Raw genomic sequence first — 16109 nt, forward strand, 5'->3', positions numbered from 1 at the left:
AGTATCTGCTTGATAGAAAGCGCAGCTGCGTTGCTCTGAAAGGCAGTGATAGGTTTCAAAGAGTTAAACGTTAAAGAAATTGACTGAGAGTTTTAACTAACAGGAGTACTCCCACTAACAATAACATCACGAAAACCAACCGAGAAAAGAACGCCTGACTCACTTTTTTGTGCCAAGCATTACCCAAAAATGCACCTGCTATAACACAAGGCACCAACCACATGATGGATTTCGTCTGTGATGCTAGTCCTTCAAACAACAAAAACCACACACAAAGGCCAGTATTCAAAGTGAGCCACACACTTAATAGGGTGGCGCGAAATCTTTCTTTGGCCATTGGTGTTCTTGCACAGGCGTACACCAGAAGCGGGCCACCTGATGCAAACAAGCCATGGGTAATACCGGCAGAGAATATTAACGACCTGCGGGCAAGATGGTTGTGGGCGGGGGCGTTTAGTTGGGCAAGCGAGCGAATAGCAAACCAACAAATTATTAAAGCGAAAAGCCCTTTGCTGTATTCAGCGGGTATGTAATCTATTACAAGCAACCCGGTTAAAGTACCTGTTCCCATAAATGGTAAAATTTGTTTAAACAGGAGGTCATGATCAATATGATGTCGATGTTGGTATACCAGTGGGCCTGTCATCATTATGTTTAAGGGTACCAACCATTGCATCAATTGGGTGATATCCATCACTAAGGCACCAATTGATAAGGCGATAACGATGCTGCCAAACCCTGTCATAGCTTCCACAGCAAAGGCAATAAATACACCAATAGCGACGATAACAAAGCTCATTGTGGTGAACTCAATTCACGACTTAAGCGGCGGCGCATAAGGTACAAGTAAACGTTAGGCGTTAAGCGATAAAGCAAAGCGGAAACACGGGTAAACCAGTCTGGCATTAACCGCTGTTGACCTTTATTCATAGCTGAAATAATTTGTGATGCCATGTCTTTGCTACTGCCCATGGCCCCAACCATAGTTCTCTTATGCGTCGCTTTGCTACCAAGCCCGTTTAAAGCGTTGTGTTCAATGGGCGTATCTAAAAAACTAGGGTACACCATAAGAATGTGCTTTCCATTACCTTGCCACTCAGCACGTAGGGTTTCAAAGTACTGGTGAAGGGCTGCTTTAGAGGCACAATATCCAGCGCGTCCCAACACCGGCATCCAACCCGCCATAGAGCTGATATTCACTATGTTAGCGTCTCGGCTTAAATGGGGCGTAAGCATCTGGGTAAGCTGAACAGGCGCAAAATAATTTACACGCATTACTTTTTCTATAACAGATGTCTGGGTAAGTGATGCGAGCGAACGATGGGTAATACCCGCGTTATTTATTAGCACGCTAAGGGTAATGTGTTGTTGTGCAATTGACTCGGCCAACGCGACGATAGCAGCTGGATCGGCTAGGTCACAAACGAAATGATGATGGCATTGAAGCGACTTGGCTACGCGAGTCAGAGCATCAATTTGCAAGTCTACCAGAACTAGTTGGTAGTCCGTTGCCAGTTGTTTAGCTAAATCTAAACCTAACCCTGACGCTGCACCGGTTACTAGCGCCCATGGTCGCATTGGTGTGCTTTGCTTCATTTATCGTTTCTTACGTGGGGATTATGCGCAACATAGTAATCAAACACTTCCCGTGATGTTTTTTTCGGCACGTAACCAAAACCTGTCTTTAGTGCATTATTGTCCAATACCGGGCGATAGCGTAAAAAGTCAACTTGCTCGGCACTATATTGGGTAAGACGTAGAGCGTGGCCGACTCTAAGTAGAGCAGCAACAACTGTTGCCGGTAGTTGTACAAGAGGTTTGTTGAGGACTTGGGCAATTTCAGAGATCGGCATAGCGCCATCGCCGGCTAAATTGAACTGTCCGGTAAGGCTTTCAGTTACCCCGTTCGTAATAATATTCACCACATCTTCGTCCCATATAAAGACAAAAGGCGAGGGCGACCCTTTAATTCCAAGTATTTTTGATTTAGTAAACAAATGAGTAATTTGATTATTGGTATGCTTCCCTAGTATCGTACCGGGGCGCAGAACCAGTTGTTTGAGCGCAGGGTGTGCGACTCGAAATTCTGCCAACATCTCTTCAATTAAACGCTTGTGCTGACTGTAGGCAAAATGGTCATTACCGCGCAGAGGCTCTTGCTCATTCAGCCAGTCAGGGTTGTCGGCGTGATAGCCGTAAGCGGCGCCACTGCTAGACACCGTAATATGCTTCACCTGATTATTAATGCAACTTGCTAGTACGTTAGCCGTACCATTTACATCAATATCATAATCTTTTACGCGATCGTCACTCGCTTGCATCACACTGGCTAAATGGACGACATGAGTAATGTTGTGTTGAGCGATGATATCGCTTAGATGTGGATCTCTGATGTCCAACTCATGATAAGGGTAGGCTTGTTTTGAAGATGGTCGTATATCTACGCCCACCGTGTTGTGGTTGCTAGCAAGTGCGCTAATGAGACGTTGACCTATATAGCCTTCGCTGCCAGTAATTAAAATATTAAGAGCCATAGAAATACTTCTTTTCAGACGTGTGTTGAAGGGCTTTTTTTCTATCCGTTAATTGCCAAAAGGTGCTTAGGCTCAAGCCGGAGATAAGGTGCCAGATACCCCAGGTAGCGGCAATAACCGCCATGGCCTCTAAGTCAGCGAAAAAGGTGAAAATGATGCCCAGACCCAAGCCGGAATTTTGTAAGCCGACCTCTAGGGTGATAGCTCGGGTATCAGCAGGGGGCAAATGCAATATACGAGCTGCAGACCAACCGATGAAAAGAGCAAGCGCATTGTGTGCTACTACGGCAAGCAAAAAGAGGCTAGCACCGGCGATAAACTTGTCCCAATTCATGAAAAGCGCAATCGCCACAAACCCAAATAAAGTCAACAAAGAAACAAACCGAAAAAATGGCTCGCTTTTTCTTGCAAATAACGGCCAAATTCGGGCGCAGGTTATGCCAAGTGCTAATGGAAAGGCTAAAACAAAGGCAATCGCCGACAGCATATCAGTGGTTGATACCGAGATACTATTTAGCAAGTGTTGTGTACGCGGGTTCAGAGCCGCGTAAAACATGAAGTTTAGTGGTGTGAGTACACAGGCAAGTAAGCTAGCCACACCGGTCATACTGACCGACATTGCGGTATTTCCATTTGACAAATAGGTCATTAAATTTGAAAAGCTGCCACCAGGACAGCAACTTACCAGAAGTAGGCCTAACGCTATTTCGCTTGGCATAGGAAGTAACCAAGTGAGCAGGCATGTTAAAGCAGGCAATAAAGCAAATTGTGCAGTCATTCCCACCACCGGCCCTACAGGCTGTCTTGAAATTCGGCGGAAATCATCGGTTGTGAGGCTTAATGCAATGCCAAACATCATCATGGCTAGTACAGAATTTAAAGCAAAGAGGCTAGTTGACGACATTTAGACTCCCTGTCCCAACTGTTGCATTTCGCTTGATAACGCCGCCAAATAATCAGCCTTATGCACGTAGTACGCCATGCGCTCTAGCGGTAAATACCGCATACCGCCGTCTACTCGCTGGCTTGCTTGTAGCTTCACTTTATCAAAAAATGTCTCTGCAGCATGATTTTGATTTCGTTGTAAATCTATGACATTGGCCACCAATTTGGCTTGTTCATCGCGCCCCTGCCAGCCTAATCCGGCCGCTTCTACCATACCCATGACGTATAAATTGGGGTGTAGAGGGTTAAACACATTTAAATAGAGTTGCGGCGCATCGCCTACCCAATTGAGATACTGTTTATCAATAAAGGGGTAATTCAGCTTATAGCCGGTCGCCTGTAAAATAAGGTCGTATTGTGCATAACTACCATCAGTAAAATACGCTCCATTTTCGCTTAAGCGCTCGACATTAGGACGAACTGTGATGTCACCATGGCCAATATGATGTAAAAATAACGAGTTAACCACAGGGTGTGATTCATACATTTTATAGTCGGGATCTGGCAGCCCGAAATGGCTAGGTTTACCTGAAATTAAGCGCACTAAGGTGCCATCTACACGTTGCTTTAACCAGTTGGGTAAGCGAATTTTTCCGCCTAATGTGTCGGTGGGCATGCCGGCGACAAACTTAGGTAAAAAGTAATAGCCTCGGCGTACTGCCATGTCGACATGTTTCGCCCTATGAACTGCGTCCACCGCTATATCACAGCCGCTGTTCCCACAACCTACGATCAGCACGCGTTTATTAGCAAAACTATCCGCATTTTTATAGTGAGCACTGTGTATTTGCTCACCCTCAAAGTTGCCGGGAAAGTCTATGATATTCGGGTGATGCAACGTACCGTTGGCAAGTAAAACACCTGCGGCAATGATATGGTGTAGAGCATCATTTTGCCGATAACTAACTCGCCACTGACCATTGAGCGGCTCCACCGACTCTACCCAACAGTTAAATTGGAAATGACGATAAAGATCAAAATGCGTCGCATACGCCTGAAAGTAGTCTTTTAGCTGGTCATGCTTTGGGTAGGTGGCCACATCATCACGCATAGGAAAGTCGTCAAATTCTGTCATTCGTTTTGACGAAATAAGATGCGCAGATTGATACATAGTGCTGGTGGGGCTATCGATGTCCCACAACCCACCCACATCACTGTGCGCTTCCAACCCCAGCACATCAATGCCTTTTTCAACTAATCGGCGCACTGTACATAGGCCCATTGGCCCGGCTCCAATAACCACATAAGGATTCATGATGAATGTCTCTGTTAACTACATGACAATAAGGTTAACAGGATGTTGATTTGGTTGCCTTGCTAACACAGGACAATTAACTAGTTAATTTGGGACAGCTTGAGTATGCTATTTATAAAATAGTTTGGAAACTCGGGCAGATAATGGCAGCTAGTGTTACTCAAAGCTTTACGCAAGCAATTCTTAACCAATTGGCACAATTGGGTATTCGTATGGAAGGCAAGCTTCTGGCTAATATTCAACAGCACGAAGGTGAAGAGCGCTTGCCTTTGATGCTTCAGGATAAACTGTGGTTAGAGGTCGAACGACACGGTAGCAAAGGCATTGGCATGCACATTGGTTTAGCCATGCAACCACAAAACTTCGACACCTTGGGCTTTTTGTTGTTAAGTAGTCCCTCACTAAGTGTGGCTGTAGACAGCCTTATTAGTTACTCACCGTTAATTGGAGAAGGAGGCCAATTTGCCAAGTCTCGTGACAAGCTGGGGTGGGGCGTGCGCTACGAACCTAAGTTTACTGCTGCAGTAGATGTTCGTATAGAAGCAATCATGGCGGGTATTGCCACAGGTGCCAGATGGGTAGCAGGTAAAAATATCACACCAGTAGCGGTTTGTTTTAAACACGACCAGCAGGCACCAACAGCATTGTATAATGAGGTTTTTGGTGAAGCGGAAGTCAGTTTTAATCAATCTCAAAACGCCATTATATACAGCGATAATGATTGGCACTTTAAGCAACGAGAAGTGAACCCCGCTATTCAAGCGCAAATGCTGGAACTGGCAAGTCAGCAACTTAATCAACTGACTGCACACTCTTTCTTAGAAAAGGTAGAAGCTCTATTGCTCAATCAGCCCTGGCTAACTCGTAGCCAAATAGCGGCTAGCTTAGCGGTGAGTGAAAGAACGCTTTTACGTAGGCTTCAAGAGACTGAAACCAATTACTTAACTATGGCGCAGGCCATACGCAAGCAACATGCGCTAAGTCAAATACAAAGGCCAGACGTGACACAGGAAAGCCTTGCTCGATACTTAGGATACAACGATGCCAGCGCCTTTGCGAAAGCATTTAAAAGATGGACTGGGTTAGGTTTTCGAGCCTATCGAGAGCAGGTAAACAAGGCAGAGCTTTAAATAAGACAGACATATTTAAAATTAGAAAAGTTGCATGCGGCTTTGCTTGTGGTTATTAGTAAATGTAAACCTATCTGATTGGATGATTGGTAGTAGGTTGCCTTTGTACATAGTGTACCCAATCGTGTTCCTACAATTTAAAGAAGCTAAAGGAAGTTGTTGAACCTTAATGTGCACTAAGTTATTGATTTTTCAATGCGTAAAGCGAACACCAAAAAAGACACCATAAGGCGTTCTTAAATGTTGAATTGGCATATAAAAAAAGACGCCCTAGGACGTCTTAATTTATTGAATTGGTGGGCTGGCGTAAGTTGAATTGATTGTGTAAGTATCTGTATATTAAATATAATTCCCCGTTTGATTTTTCTTCATGTACCCACTGGTGTACCTATCTTTTTTACTTAAACCTAAGTTTCTTCATTTTTCATAGTTTTAGTCTTCAGGATACGGGATAATTTGGCGGTCAGCGCCAATTGATAAACCATATGTAGTTGCACGTAATCAGGTGAATTTTTATCTGAACGGTAGCTGCTAATTTCTAAACCTGTGAAGTTAAATTAATGAAAAAACTTTTGAAATTAAAACAGTATCTCTCTTTAAATGACTCGGCCAATTATTTGTCCTCGGCTTTTGAAGATCAGGTATCAGTCGCTGACATATATGAGCTAGCGTTAGACGGCAACTTGGGTATATCAATCCGCTTAACGAATCAGGCTTATGCTAAGAAAGTCGATTTAGTTCCAGCGCTTGAACTGGTAGATGATGAAGAACAAATTGAACCAGTCCAGGCAGATGAAGTTGATGAGCAAGTACATATTTTTGACGGTATCTATGACTTAGCAATGGTTGGCGAAGAACGGTTTGAAATAAGAAAGCTCTATCAACTAGCGATTCAAGAAGATTGTCCTGTTCTTTCTGAACTTAGTGGTTTCTATGTAAAGCACGAAGGCAGAGTTTATAAACTCTTGGAATCCCTCCTTGTATCGAACTCAGAAGAATCCCAAATATCAAAAGAGGCTAGGTTAGAAAGCTTATTAAAGTCGAAAGGCTTAACGAGTCGAAGTCAGTTTGATGACCCGCTTACAGTATTTGAAAATTTCAGTATTGACGAAATTGAGCAAGTTGCAGAATTAGTCAACCCTTTCAAGGAAGGCGAAAACAGCAGCACTATTCCGCTTGATAGACATTCGTATCAGCTCGTTTTGAAAACTACGGAACTTCAGCGTTTTATTTCGTCAATAAATAATCTTCCTTCATCAGAAACAAACGAAGATAGGCCGATTCACCATCCAGAAAGAAGAAGTTATCTAAAGTTCATCAATGTATTGTTACATGGACATGGTATAGACCCTGGTAAAAAGGGAGGTACAACTCCATTAAGGTATATGATGGATCATGCTGGGATCTCACTATGTAATAATACTGTGCGAAAAATATTGAGTGAAGTTGAAGATATTTAGGTTTTGGTCAACTCATACCTGTTAAGCAGGTATGAGTTTTAATTTTTTTCAAATCAATTAGCTGGTGACGATTGTACCCACTAGTTACGATAAAATTCATTACTCTTAACGCTACATGATGGTTTGTACTTAGGACCTAAATATGCGCACTTTCCGTTATAATCATTGTTACAGGCAGCCCATGCCTTTTCATATTGAATATTACATGGGATACCGCTGCCAGAAAGCTCTCGAATTACAACCATAATGAAAAATAGAAAGAATATCCCCCCGATGACTACAAAGGCTTTATCTTGCAACTTCATTGATGGAGTCTTTTGCTTTGGCTTAAATCTATTTCTTTGCTGTGCTTGCTTCGAGAGCACTTTAGTTAAAGAGTCTTTTTGTTCAGGAGAAAGCTCGCTTACTAAAGCAAACTTCTTACTTGAGACACCTGTAAAAGAAGCGTTCTTGAAGACTACTTCACAGTTCCCATTATTCTCATCAATTTCTATTACCTCTCCAATTCCATGTTCTAAGCTCCCAATATGACACACCTTTGATCCTATTTTGATCATTCAAACTCCTTTATAAAACAGGGGGGAGGTCTGAGAATACTGAGTCACGCTCAACTTCTCTCTGTTTGTAAGACAACGCCTTTTAGTAACTACGCTTATTTTATTAATTAAAAAGGTCAACGGGAAACCTTTTACTCTTACTTAGCCAGATAAAGTATAAATAAAATATTATTTAATCATCCATCATGTTTAGTCGTCGATGACCGTGCTTTATCAAACTTGAATTTTTGAGCAACATATTTTGCTGAATTTTCAATGTATGGAAAAACAGTACTCTCATTAATATTGAGTAAATCTAACTCTTCAAGTATTGAATTCTTGTTTGTAACTGTGATTCTCGAAACGCTAATGTCAGGTGTACCTTCCTCATCAAAAACAGCATCCAATCCAAAGAGCAGAAATGCACCAGACTGTGATGAGATTCTATCATTGCTATGTTTACCTTTTACGCAAATGATTCTTCTTAAATCTTCTGGCTTTATAGAGGGCTCAAAAAAAGGCTTTTCTTCCTTAATGAAATGAAGGAGTCGCTTTATTGCTGGCTGCTCATTGAAAATCTCACTATCGAAATCAATTTGGCCTTTCTCTGTCTGAGGGAGACGCGCTAGATTAGCAACACAGCTTGCAACATCCGAGTCAAAATACTTCACATTTTTTCTGTTCATTGAAAAAACCACAACTTCGCCTTCTTTGTTAATCGAAGACTTACAAGCAAAATAAAGCGCGATTAGAGGATTAGAAGTTATGTCGAGCAATCTTGTGGGAAGTGAATAATGCTGCATTCGTACTAGACTATCGAGCGTATAAACATCTGATTGAAAGTCAGCTGAATTTGAAACTAACAACTCTCGGTAAATTACGTGTTCATTGTCTTTATACAAGTAATTTCCTTCTTCATCTCTCCGAAATAAAGATGGTTCTAGTTTGTACTTTATCTTATCAGAGTGGCCTCTATAAAAGACCTCGTTGCCGTCCCTCTCTTCAAGAGAAAGTACTTTTCCGATAAATCCCTGTACTGTTGTAATTTTGGGGTTTTTCGATTTGTCTGCTGTTGGACGTCCCTGATTGAGTTTTTTTGGCGTCGTCTCGTTAACTGTTATGCCAATCTTCCGAAGTCTTGTGAATAGATTTTCTTCCTTAACTGCCCAGTGAGTCCTGTTCATTTCCCAACTTCGGATATCCAGTAGCGACGCTATTGGCTTGATTTTTTCAAATGGAATAGGAGGGATATCCTCCCTAAACTCAAACTCTATCAGAATGTTTCGGCCACGCTCTTTGATAGATTGGATAGAGCCTATCTGAAAATCAGATTTCTCACCCTCATAGGCGAAGACAGTTGGGTAGCTTTTTAGTTTTTCGATATTGGAGCTAGTTAAATCTTTCAGAGCAAAGGCTATTTTTTCATTTGTGTATTCTAAAATTCGACTCTTGTCGAACTCATAATGTCCTTTATCCCAATCGCCTTCTCTCGCGGTAACTAGCAAGTTATACATTAGCTAAAAATCCCTTCGTTGATTGTAAAATGTTCTAGTGCAAGACAGAGGAGTCCAGTGCTCTCTCGCTTTTTCATTGTTGAACATTGTAAGCAATTTAGAATGAAGATAGCTAGTACATCGAAACTCCTTCTCAGCAATTAAAAAGGTGTAGCCAATAGACTATGGCTCCAAAACTGTGAGAAAGGCGAACACAAAATTGTTGTTATTACCCCTAATTATTTGATTATGTAAAAAACTCATATGAGCTTTTGCTTGGCTCATATGAGCCTTTTAACAAGCTTTTCATCTTAACCTCTTGGTCATCCAATAACAAACCAAGAGGACTTACTATGTCTTATAAAATCATGCGGTTACCAGAAGTCATTGAGGTGACTGGTCTATCGCGCAGTACTATCTATCTACGTATGAATAAAGGTAGCTTTCCGCTTTCCATTTCTTTAGGAGAGAGAGCTGTAGGTTGGTTACACACCGATATAGCACATTGGCTTGATGCTCGTGTTGCTGAATCAAAGGAGTGTAGCCATGACTAGACGATTCACAGCAAACCGTATCAAAAGCAATAGAAACTATACCGTTGCTGATGTCAGCGAAACGTTAGGTGTTCACTATAAAACAGTACGCAATTGGATTCGAGTGGGCTTACCAGTCATTGACGCCAAGCGTCCTCTCTTGATAAATGGGGCAGATTTGAAGGTCCATCTAAAGCAAAAGCGTAGAGCAACAATGTTTGATTGTGAGAATCATGAAATGTGCTGTTTCCGTTGCAAGCAACCAATGAAGCCCATAGTCGATTCAGTGCTCTTTATCGCTAAACCAGCAGGAATGGCGCACATGACGGGTGCTTGCGAAGAGTGTGACACTCGAATGAATAAATATGTTTCTTGGCGCGACGTCAATGATATTTGGAAAGATCTGAAGGGTAAATTACCGATAGCAGAAAAACACATAGTCCTAAGAGGACAAAAGCTCTTAAATTGTCCTTTCAGCGAGGTTTCTAGTGATGAAAAATAATAGTACAAATAATGCCCGAGTTATCTACGAATATACAAAGTTTTTGAAGGAAGCTAAGCGCTTAGATGACTCGACGGTTGATGGTGCTCTCAAATCTATAAATCGCTTTGAAGATTGCACAGGGTATTTAGACTTTAGGAAATTTAGGGCGAAGCATGCGATTGCTTTTAAGAAGAATCTTCTTAGCAAAAAGTCTCTAGCAACTGGTGAAAAACTGAGTAAGGCAACTGTGCTTACAGCGACCCGTCACCTAAAAGCGTTTTTCCAGTACTTAGCTACTCAAAAAGGATATCGCGCAAAAGTTAACTATAGTGACATCGAATATTTCAATCTATCGGAAAAAGACACTCGAATTGGAAATGCAAAGCGTAAAAGGAGTGTGGCGACAATTGAACAAATCGTTAAAACTCTAGAAGGAATGGCTTGTTCGACTTCAATTGAAATGCGAGACAGAGCTCTAATAGCATTTGTTATATTGACTGGTGCGCGAGACGGAGCAGTTGCCTCTGCAAAAATTAAGCATGTTGACCTCGCTGACAATAGCTTTTATCAAGATGCTAGAGACGTGAATACTAAATTTAGTAAAACATTTACTACTTACTTTTTCCCAGTAGGAGAGTTGCCACATAAAATACTAGCTGATTGGGTTGATTACTTAGTGACTGAATTAGGATACAAACAGAATTCACCATTGTTTCCAAAAACAAAGCTGGCTCATGATGCTAATCAGCAATTTGAAGCGGTAGGGTTACTTGAAGAGCATTGGAGCAATGCCAATCCGATTCGTAAAATATTTGCGCAAGCGTTCGCCCTAGCTGGATTACCATATTTCAATCCACACAGTTTTCGAAATACCTTAGTGCGATTAGGTGAGAAGCTTTGTCAGACACCAGAAGAGTTTAAGGCGTGGAGTCAGAATCTAGGGCATGAAAGTGTACTTACAAGTTTTTATAGTTATGGAGATGTTCCCGACTATAAACAAGCCGAACTGCTTCGAAAACTGTCGAAGCCTACACAAAATACTTCACCTGATATGGAAGAACAATTTAAACAGTTCATGCAGTTCCAGCAAATGAAAGGGAATATATAATTTCCATAAGTAGGTCAATCTCAGCTGGTATCAATAAACATTCGTATGTTGATACCAGTTTTTTGATTACTGGATCGGTATCATTAAAATAGGGTCTTTTAAAAATGATACCAAAAGTATATGATGCCCCATTAAATGATTCCAAAAAGAGAGTTGAATATATAATGCGTATATTTGCTTATTGTCGAGTTTCTACCACAGAGCAAACGGCAGAAAACCAAGTCATAGCTATTCGTCAGAAAGGTTATGAAGTGATTGATTCACGAATTGTTAGCGAAACTGTTTCTGGGTCGGTCGAAGCATTGAAGCGAGAGAAGTTTAAGATGCTTATCAATCACCAGTTGGAAAAAGAGGATATGCTTGTTGTCCTAAAGCTGGATCGTTTGGGGCGAGATAACATAGATGTACAAAGTACTATAAATCTACTAACTGGAAAAGGTGTAAAAGTAGTTTGCTTAGATTTGCCGGTGGCTGATCTTTCAAGCGCAGAAGGAAAGCTGATGCTGCAAATGTTTTCAGCATTTGCTGAGTTCGAGCGTAATAGGATTAGAGAGAGAACAAAAGAAGGGCTTGAGCGAGTGAAAGCAGAGGGAAGAAAACTCGGTCGGCCAGTGGCAAAGGCAACAACACTCTCGGTTCAGGCCAAGAAAGCTGAAGGGCTGTCTCAGTCAAGGACTGCAGAGGTTCTCGACTTGGGTATTGCGACTGTAAAAAGGCATTGGAACAAATAAAATTCACCTGTGGAAATCCCAAAAAAAACTGTTTAATACTAGAGTGTAATGAAAGGGAATATATCGATGGAACTCAAAAAAAAGTTAGGCAATAACGTCACGATTTCTGAGAAATCCGGCTTAATTAAAGGTATCTCCACTTTAGCTAAACCACTATCAACACAAGATATTGAAGCAGCAGCAATTCAATATGAAAACGTTGGATGCAAAATAGAATCTTTCGATGACTCAACAAATTATGATGTAATAATTAAAAAGAAGAGATATCCACCAAAAGCCATTTTTGGTCTAGCGTTGAGCAATTATTATGGGTTTAAAGTTCTCTCTAAGCACTTTAAAGGTGGAGTTGAAAGCGAGTGTTTCCGAGCTCTTTTAAACTTAGGGTTCAATATTGAATCTAAACAGAAAAAAGAAATCAACCTTAAGCGCGAAGATGAATTCTTTAACTATTCGAGATTTAAAATTGGCCAGTCATTTTCAAAGTTAGAGTCATTTAGTTTTGGAGAAGTCCTAGTCCCCGGGCAAGGAAGAGATATTTCTGGAGTGGCTCGTTTTCAGAATTGTGTTGTGTTGTTCGTTACTCTAGATAAGGGTGGCAAAGAAAATGAGCATAAGTATAGAGATAGATTCACTCTTGGCGGAAAGATGTTCCAATGGGAGTCGCAAAATAACAACACACCTCAAACCCCGCATATGCAAATGATTATCAATGGAAGTCCTGTGGTTCTTTTTGCTCGAGTCAAAGAAAAACTTAGAGGTAAATCACAACCATTCACATTTGTCGGGGAGTTATATTACGTGAATTATAGCTATCCACTCGACAGAAAAGATAAACCGGTAGAGGTTATTTTTAAGGTTTTAAATTATCAGTCACCTGCGCCCGAAGTTTTAAGATCACTATATGAATGGGACCATGGTCACTCATCAGCGGATTCACTTATATCTGATGTTGATTCTATGACGTTGGTTAAAAGAGATGCGCCCACTCACCTTAACGAAGGCCAAAAATTAAAAAGCAGATCAGCGCATAAAACCAAAATAGATTGGGCCGAGCGGGATGACAAGAACCGTAACCTAGGACTAGCAGGTGAAAAGTTAATATTACAGCATGAAGTTCAGACTTTAACAGCGCAGGGCCGGTGGGATTTGGCAGAACTGGTGAAGCACGAGGCCGTGACGAATGATTGTGCAGGCTATGACATTGTCTCATTTGATGTATATGGTGCGAAGAAGTTTATTGAGGTAAAGACAACCAAACTGTCAAAACGAACTCCATTCTTCATATCACAGAACGAATGTAACGTTTCCTTAGAAAAAGGTGATCAGTACTGGATCTATCGTGTTTACAACTTAGATGAAGCAAATAAAACAGCAGAGTTTTATGCTATTAATGGTCCAGTGAACCAAAACTTCAAGTTAAAACCTGAAAATTTTAAAGCCTATCCCAGGTAATAATTGTAAAAAGTAGCTCGATAAAACGCATAAATGTAAGCCCATTTGTAAGTCGCCTAAAGAGACGTTTAAAAAGGGCTTTCATTTTCTCAGTTTTCAGCAGCGACTCTATCGGCAAGAGCAATTAGCTCATCTAAATTAATGTCTGGAGTAGGGTGGTGGGTTTTGAACCAAACATAGCCGAACAGCGGAATATCGTGGTGCACCACACCGAGCTCTCGAAAGATTGTAGCCATTGCATTGATGCTTTGACCGGAAGTCGCGACATCATCCAAAAATATGACACTTGAAATATCATCAACAAGTTCACTCTTCGCTTCAGTAAAGACTCCCATCGTGGAAAGCTGCACTTCGATAGACCGTTCACCATTCGTTCTATGAGAAGGCTCCTTGGGTTGAAAACGTTCTACGACTAGCTCTTGGTGTACTAGTTCATAGTTTGGTTTGGGCGTTGTTTCATTTAGCCAGTTTGTCCACCATTGGGCTATTAGATTCATAGTGTGCGTCCTATTACATTCCGCTGGAACACTACTTGGCACGGGAACAAGTAACACTTTCCCTGTTATACCTTTCTGATCTAACCACTCCATAAATTGGTGTTTGTAACTTCCTGCTGCACTCATCAAGCGGTTGGCTTTAGTGAATTGACCATTCTTTGTGAAAAATTGTTGTGGAGTGTTATTCCATAGATCACTTTTACGAACATCTTTAGCCGGTTTCATCATCCAATGAACTTCAAAGAATGTTGATATATATTCTTGATTGTTAGTGTTTAGCGCTTCTGGGACATAATGTTTAACAAAGCCAATATCTTCTACTTGGTGCTGAGTAAAATTATCTATGTTAACTGACTCAATTTTCCAGTGTTTCTTAAAATCTATTTTTTGATACTCACATGCTTTTTCCCAGTCAGATAGATATGATTCTACTAAATTTTTTAGTTGATTTAGGTTTGATACATCGTAAGTCGGTATAGCACTTTTTGGCGAAAACATATAATCAGATTCGATATAGCTCCAGGCGGTCCAAATAGAGGGGGAACCAATAATATGCGCAAAATGAATGTCTCTCGCGCTATCCCCAATTACCAAACTCTTTTCTGGACCAAGCTCATCCAGACAGTAAGAGTCAATAGTCGCATATATTTCTTCTATTTTTACACAAGGCTTATGAGATGAGCCAAAAATATATTCAGAATTTATATTAATTCCGTGTTGCGCTAAAACTGCTTCGCAGTACGGTTTTGGCGAATCTGAAACAATAATTGGAAGCGCATCTGTCTCACCACTTTCAAATCGCGCGACGAGTGAATTTATATATTCAGCGGTATCAGGAAAATACAACGATGTTGCTACTTCCCTAGTGTTCAACAGAGTAACAATCTGTTCTCTGCCGGCTGCGGTTTTTAAATAATCCTGGCAATTGGTAGTGTTAACAAGAGTTAAGTCTAAATCGAATATGAGTAGCTTCATTTACCGTCCTTTGTAATTATCTCAAACTTATCGGTTTATTATTTTCAAAACGTCTTTATACTTCCGAACCCACTGATAATCAGGCTCATATATATTGTTTTCTAATGCATATAACTGTTTACCTTGCTCAACACAATGCTTGATAGCATGCTGTGTTCCACTTCTATCACCCGCGCGCGCCACAATTACTCCCTCACTTGATAGTCCTACGGTTGTTAGATTTCTGTTTGCAAAGTAAGAGCCGAAACTTCGAATACCTATGGGGTACTCGGATACAATCAAATGTTGCTCAGCAATTAGATCCTGTAGCTTTCTGTTTTCTTTTGGAAAGTATTTATCTAAAGGTGTTCCTAGAACTGCGATTGTTCTACCTGAATGTTTTAATGCAGACTGGTGCCCTAATGTATCTGACCCAGCAGCTAACCCACTGACGATTGCTTGATAACCGGCTTTTATTAATCTAGCGATCACAATATCCCCGTGCTCTATGTGCTCTGGGTTATATAATTCGCGTGTCCCAACAAATGAGATTGTTTTATCTGCGTTTAAAAGGTTTAAATCGCCACGGCAATACAGTACTGGAGGCGCGCCGTTTACAGAAAGTAACTTTCGTGGATATTCAGGGTCTTTTATTGTGATTACTTTAAAATCGAAATTGAGTTTGCTGTAAGACTTTTCTAATTGAGTATGGATACTTTCTTCTATTGGAAACATTCCAAAATATTGGTCATAAATATTTTCCAAAGAGCCTATATTCAACAACATATCTTTCAGTTTATTATTCGCAGAGGTACTGCCAATAGGAACTTTTTTGGTCAATATCAAAGCAGCGTGGCACCAGGCAAGTTTTTGATGCTTATTCAAATTAGTCACATTTATTCTCCAGTCACCAATCAAATAGTGCATTCGAAAGCAGTAAGTGAATATGGTTATTATCTATATACCAGTTATTATTATTTAAATTTTGTATTATCAA

At 40.8% G+C, this 16109-nt stretch carries 16 protein-coding genes; 7 read left to right on the top strand and 9 right to left on the bottom strand.

Features of this window, described 5'->3' with window-relative positions:
• Window positions 1-70: 70 nt before the first annotated feature.
• The 5 genes from FLAVO9R_RS07040 to FLAVO9R_RS07060 are packed head-to-tail and all read right to left on the bottom strand — an operon-like array spanning window position 71 to window position 4734.
• On the bottom strand, window positions 71-799 hold the full coding sequence (locus tag FLAVO9R_RS07040; RefSeq protein ID WP_159529994.1) for a TSUP family transporter: 729 nt from the start codon (window positions 797-799) through the stop codon (window positions 71-73).
• Window positions 796-1596: an SDR family NAD(P)-dependent oxidoreductase gene (locus FLAVO9R_RS07045; RefSeq protein ID WP_159529996.1), complete on the bottom strand. Its 801-nt coding sequence runs from the start codon at window positions 1594-1596 to the stop codon at window positions 796-798. The genes FLAVO9R_RS07040 and FLAVO9R_RS07045 overlap by 4 nt, the downstream gene beginning before the upstream one ends.
• Entirely contained in the window at window positions 1593-2534 is a 942-nt protein-coding gene (locus FLAVO9R_RS07050; RefSeq protein ID WP_159529999.1) for an SDR family oxidoreductase, read from the bottom strand. The genes FLAVO9R_RS07045 and FLAVO9R_RS07050 overlap by 4 nt, the downstream gene beginning before the upstream one ends.
• Window positions 2524-3438, bottom strand: coding sequence for a bile acid:sodium symporter family protein (locus FLAVO9R_RS07055; RefSeq protein WP_159530001.1), 915 nt, complete (start codon window positions 3436-3438; stop codon window positions 2524-2526). Before FLAVO9R_RS07055 ends, FLAVO9R_RS07050 begins: the two co-directional genes overlap by 11 nt.
• Entirely contained in the window at window positions 3439-4734 is a 1296-nt protein-coding gene (locus FLAVO9R_RS07060) for a flavin-containing monooxygenase (protein ID WP_159530003.1), read from the bottom strand.
• A gap of 143 nt (window positions 4735-4877) precedes the next feature.
• Here FLAVO9R_RS07060 and FLAVO9R_RS07065 point away from each other — a divergent pair, with 143 nt between their 5' ends.
• Both FLAVO9R_RS07065 and FLAVO9R_RS07070 read left to right on the top strand, forming a co-directional pair.
• Window positions 4878-5864, top strand: coding sequence for an AraC family transcriptional regulator (locus FLAVO9R_RS07065; RefSeq protein ID WP_159530005.1), 987 nt, complete (start codon window positions 4878-4880; stop codon window positions 5862-5864).
• A 560-nt stretch (window positions 5865-6424) separates the two neighbouring features.
• Window positions 6425-7324: a hypothetical protein gene (locus tag FLAVO9R_RS07070; protein ID WP_159530007.1), complete on the top strand. Its 900-nt coding sequence runs from the start codon at window positions 6425-6427 to the stop codon at window positions 7322-7324.
• Between the two features lie 80 nt (window positions 7325-7404).
• Here the strand turns inward: FLAVO9R_RS07070 and FLAVO9R_RS07075 are convergent, their stop codons facing one another.
• Together FLAVO9R_RS07075 and FLAVO9R_RS07080 are read right to left on the bottom strand one after the other, a co-directional pair.
• Entirely contained in the window at window positions 7405-7881 is a 477-nt protein-coding gene (locus FLAVO9R_RS07075) for a hypothetical protein (RefSeq protein ID WP_159530009.1), read from the bottom strand.
• Between the two features lie 176 nt (window positions 7882-8057).
• On the bottom strand, window positions 8058-9374 hold the full coding sequence (locus FLAVO9R_RS07080; RefSeq protein ID WP_159530011.1) for an FRG domain-containing protein: 1317 nt from the start codon (window positions 9372-9374) through the stop codon (window positions 8058-8060).
• 332 nt (window positions 9375-9706) lie between these two features.
• Here FLAVO9R_RS07080 and FLAVO9R_RS07085 point away from each other — a divergent pair, with 332 nt between their 5' ends.
• The 5 genes from FLAVO9R_RS07085 (at window position 9707) to FLAVO9R_RS07105 (ending at window position 13661) form a co-directional block, all read left to right on the top strand.
• On the top strand, window positions 9707-9907 hold the full coding sequence (locus FLAVO9R_RS07085) for a helix-turn-helix transcriptional regulator (RefSeq protein WP_159530013.1): 201 nt from the start codon (window positions 9707-9709) through the stop codon (window positions 9905-9907).
• Window positions 9900-10388, top strand: coding sequence for a helix-turn-helix domain-containing protein (locus tag FLAVO9R_RS07090; RefSeq protein WP_159530015.1), 489 nt, complete (start codon window positions 9900-9902; stop codon window positions 10386-10388). The genes FLAVO9R_RS07085 and FLAVO9R_RS07090 overlap by 8 nt, the downstream gene beginning before the upstream one ends.
• Entirely contained in the window at window positions 10378-11478 is a 1101-nt protein-coding gene (locus FLAVO9R_RS07095) for a tyrosine-type recombinase/integrase (RefSeq protein ID WP_159530017.1), read from the top strand. Before FLAVO9R_RS07090 ends, FLAVO9R_RS07095 begins: the two co-directional genes overlap by 11 nt.
• Before the next feature lie 164 nt (window positions 11479-11642).
• Window positions 11643-12209, top strand: coding sequence for a recombinase family protein (locus FLAVO9R_RS07100; protein WP_159534465.1), 567 nt, complete (start codon window positions 11643-11645; stop codon window positions 12207-12209).
• 66 nt (window positions 12210-12275) lie between these two features.
• On the top strand, window positions 12276-13661 hold the full coding sequence (locus FLAVO9R_RS07105) for a DUF3427 domain-containing protein (protein ID WP_159530019.1): 1386 nt from the start codon (window positions 12276-12278) through the stop codon (window positions 13659-13661).
• A gap of 89 nt (window positions 13662-13750) precedes the next feature.
• Here the strand turns inward: FLAVO9R_RS07105 and FLAVO9R_RS07110 are convergent, their stop codons facing one another.
• Together FLAVO9R_RS07110 and FLAVO9R_RS07115 are read right to left on the bottom strand one after the other, a co-directional pair.
• A complete protein-coding gene (locus FLAVO9R_RS07110) occupies window positions 13751-15133 on the bottom strand; it encodes an HAD family hydrolase (RefSeq protein ID WP_159530021.1) in 1383 nt (460 codons plus the stop codon).
• A 27-nt stretch (window positions 15134-15160) separates the two neighbouring features.
• Complete coding sequence (locus FLAVO9R_RS07115) at window positions 15161-16006, bottom strand: DNA-processing protein DprA (RefSeq protein ID WP_159530023.1); 846 nt, start codon at window positions 16004-16006, stop codon at window positions 15161-15163.
• Between the last annotated feature and the right edge of the window lie 103 nt (window positions 16007-16109).

It is taken from the genome of Alteromonas sp. 38 (assembly GCF_902506055.1).
In the GTDB taxonomy this organism is placed as follows: domain Bacteria; phylum Pseudomonadota; class Gammaproteobacteria; order Enterobacterales; family Alteromonadaceae; genus Alteromonas; species Alteromonas lipotrueae.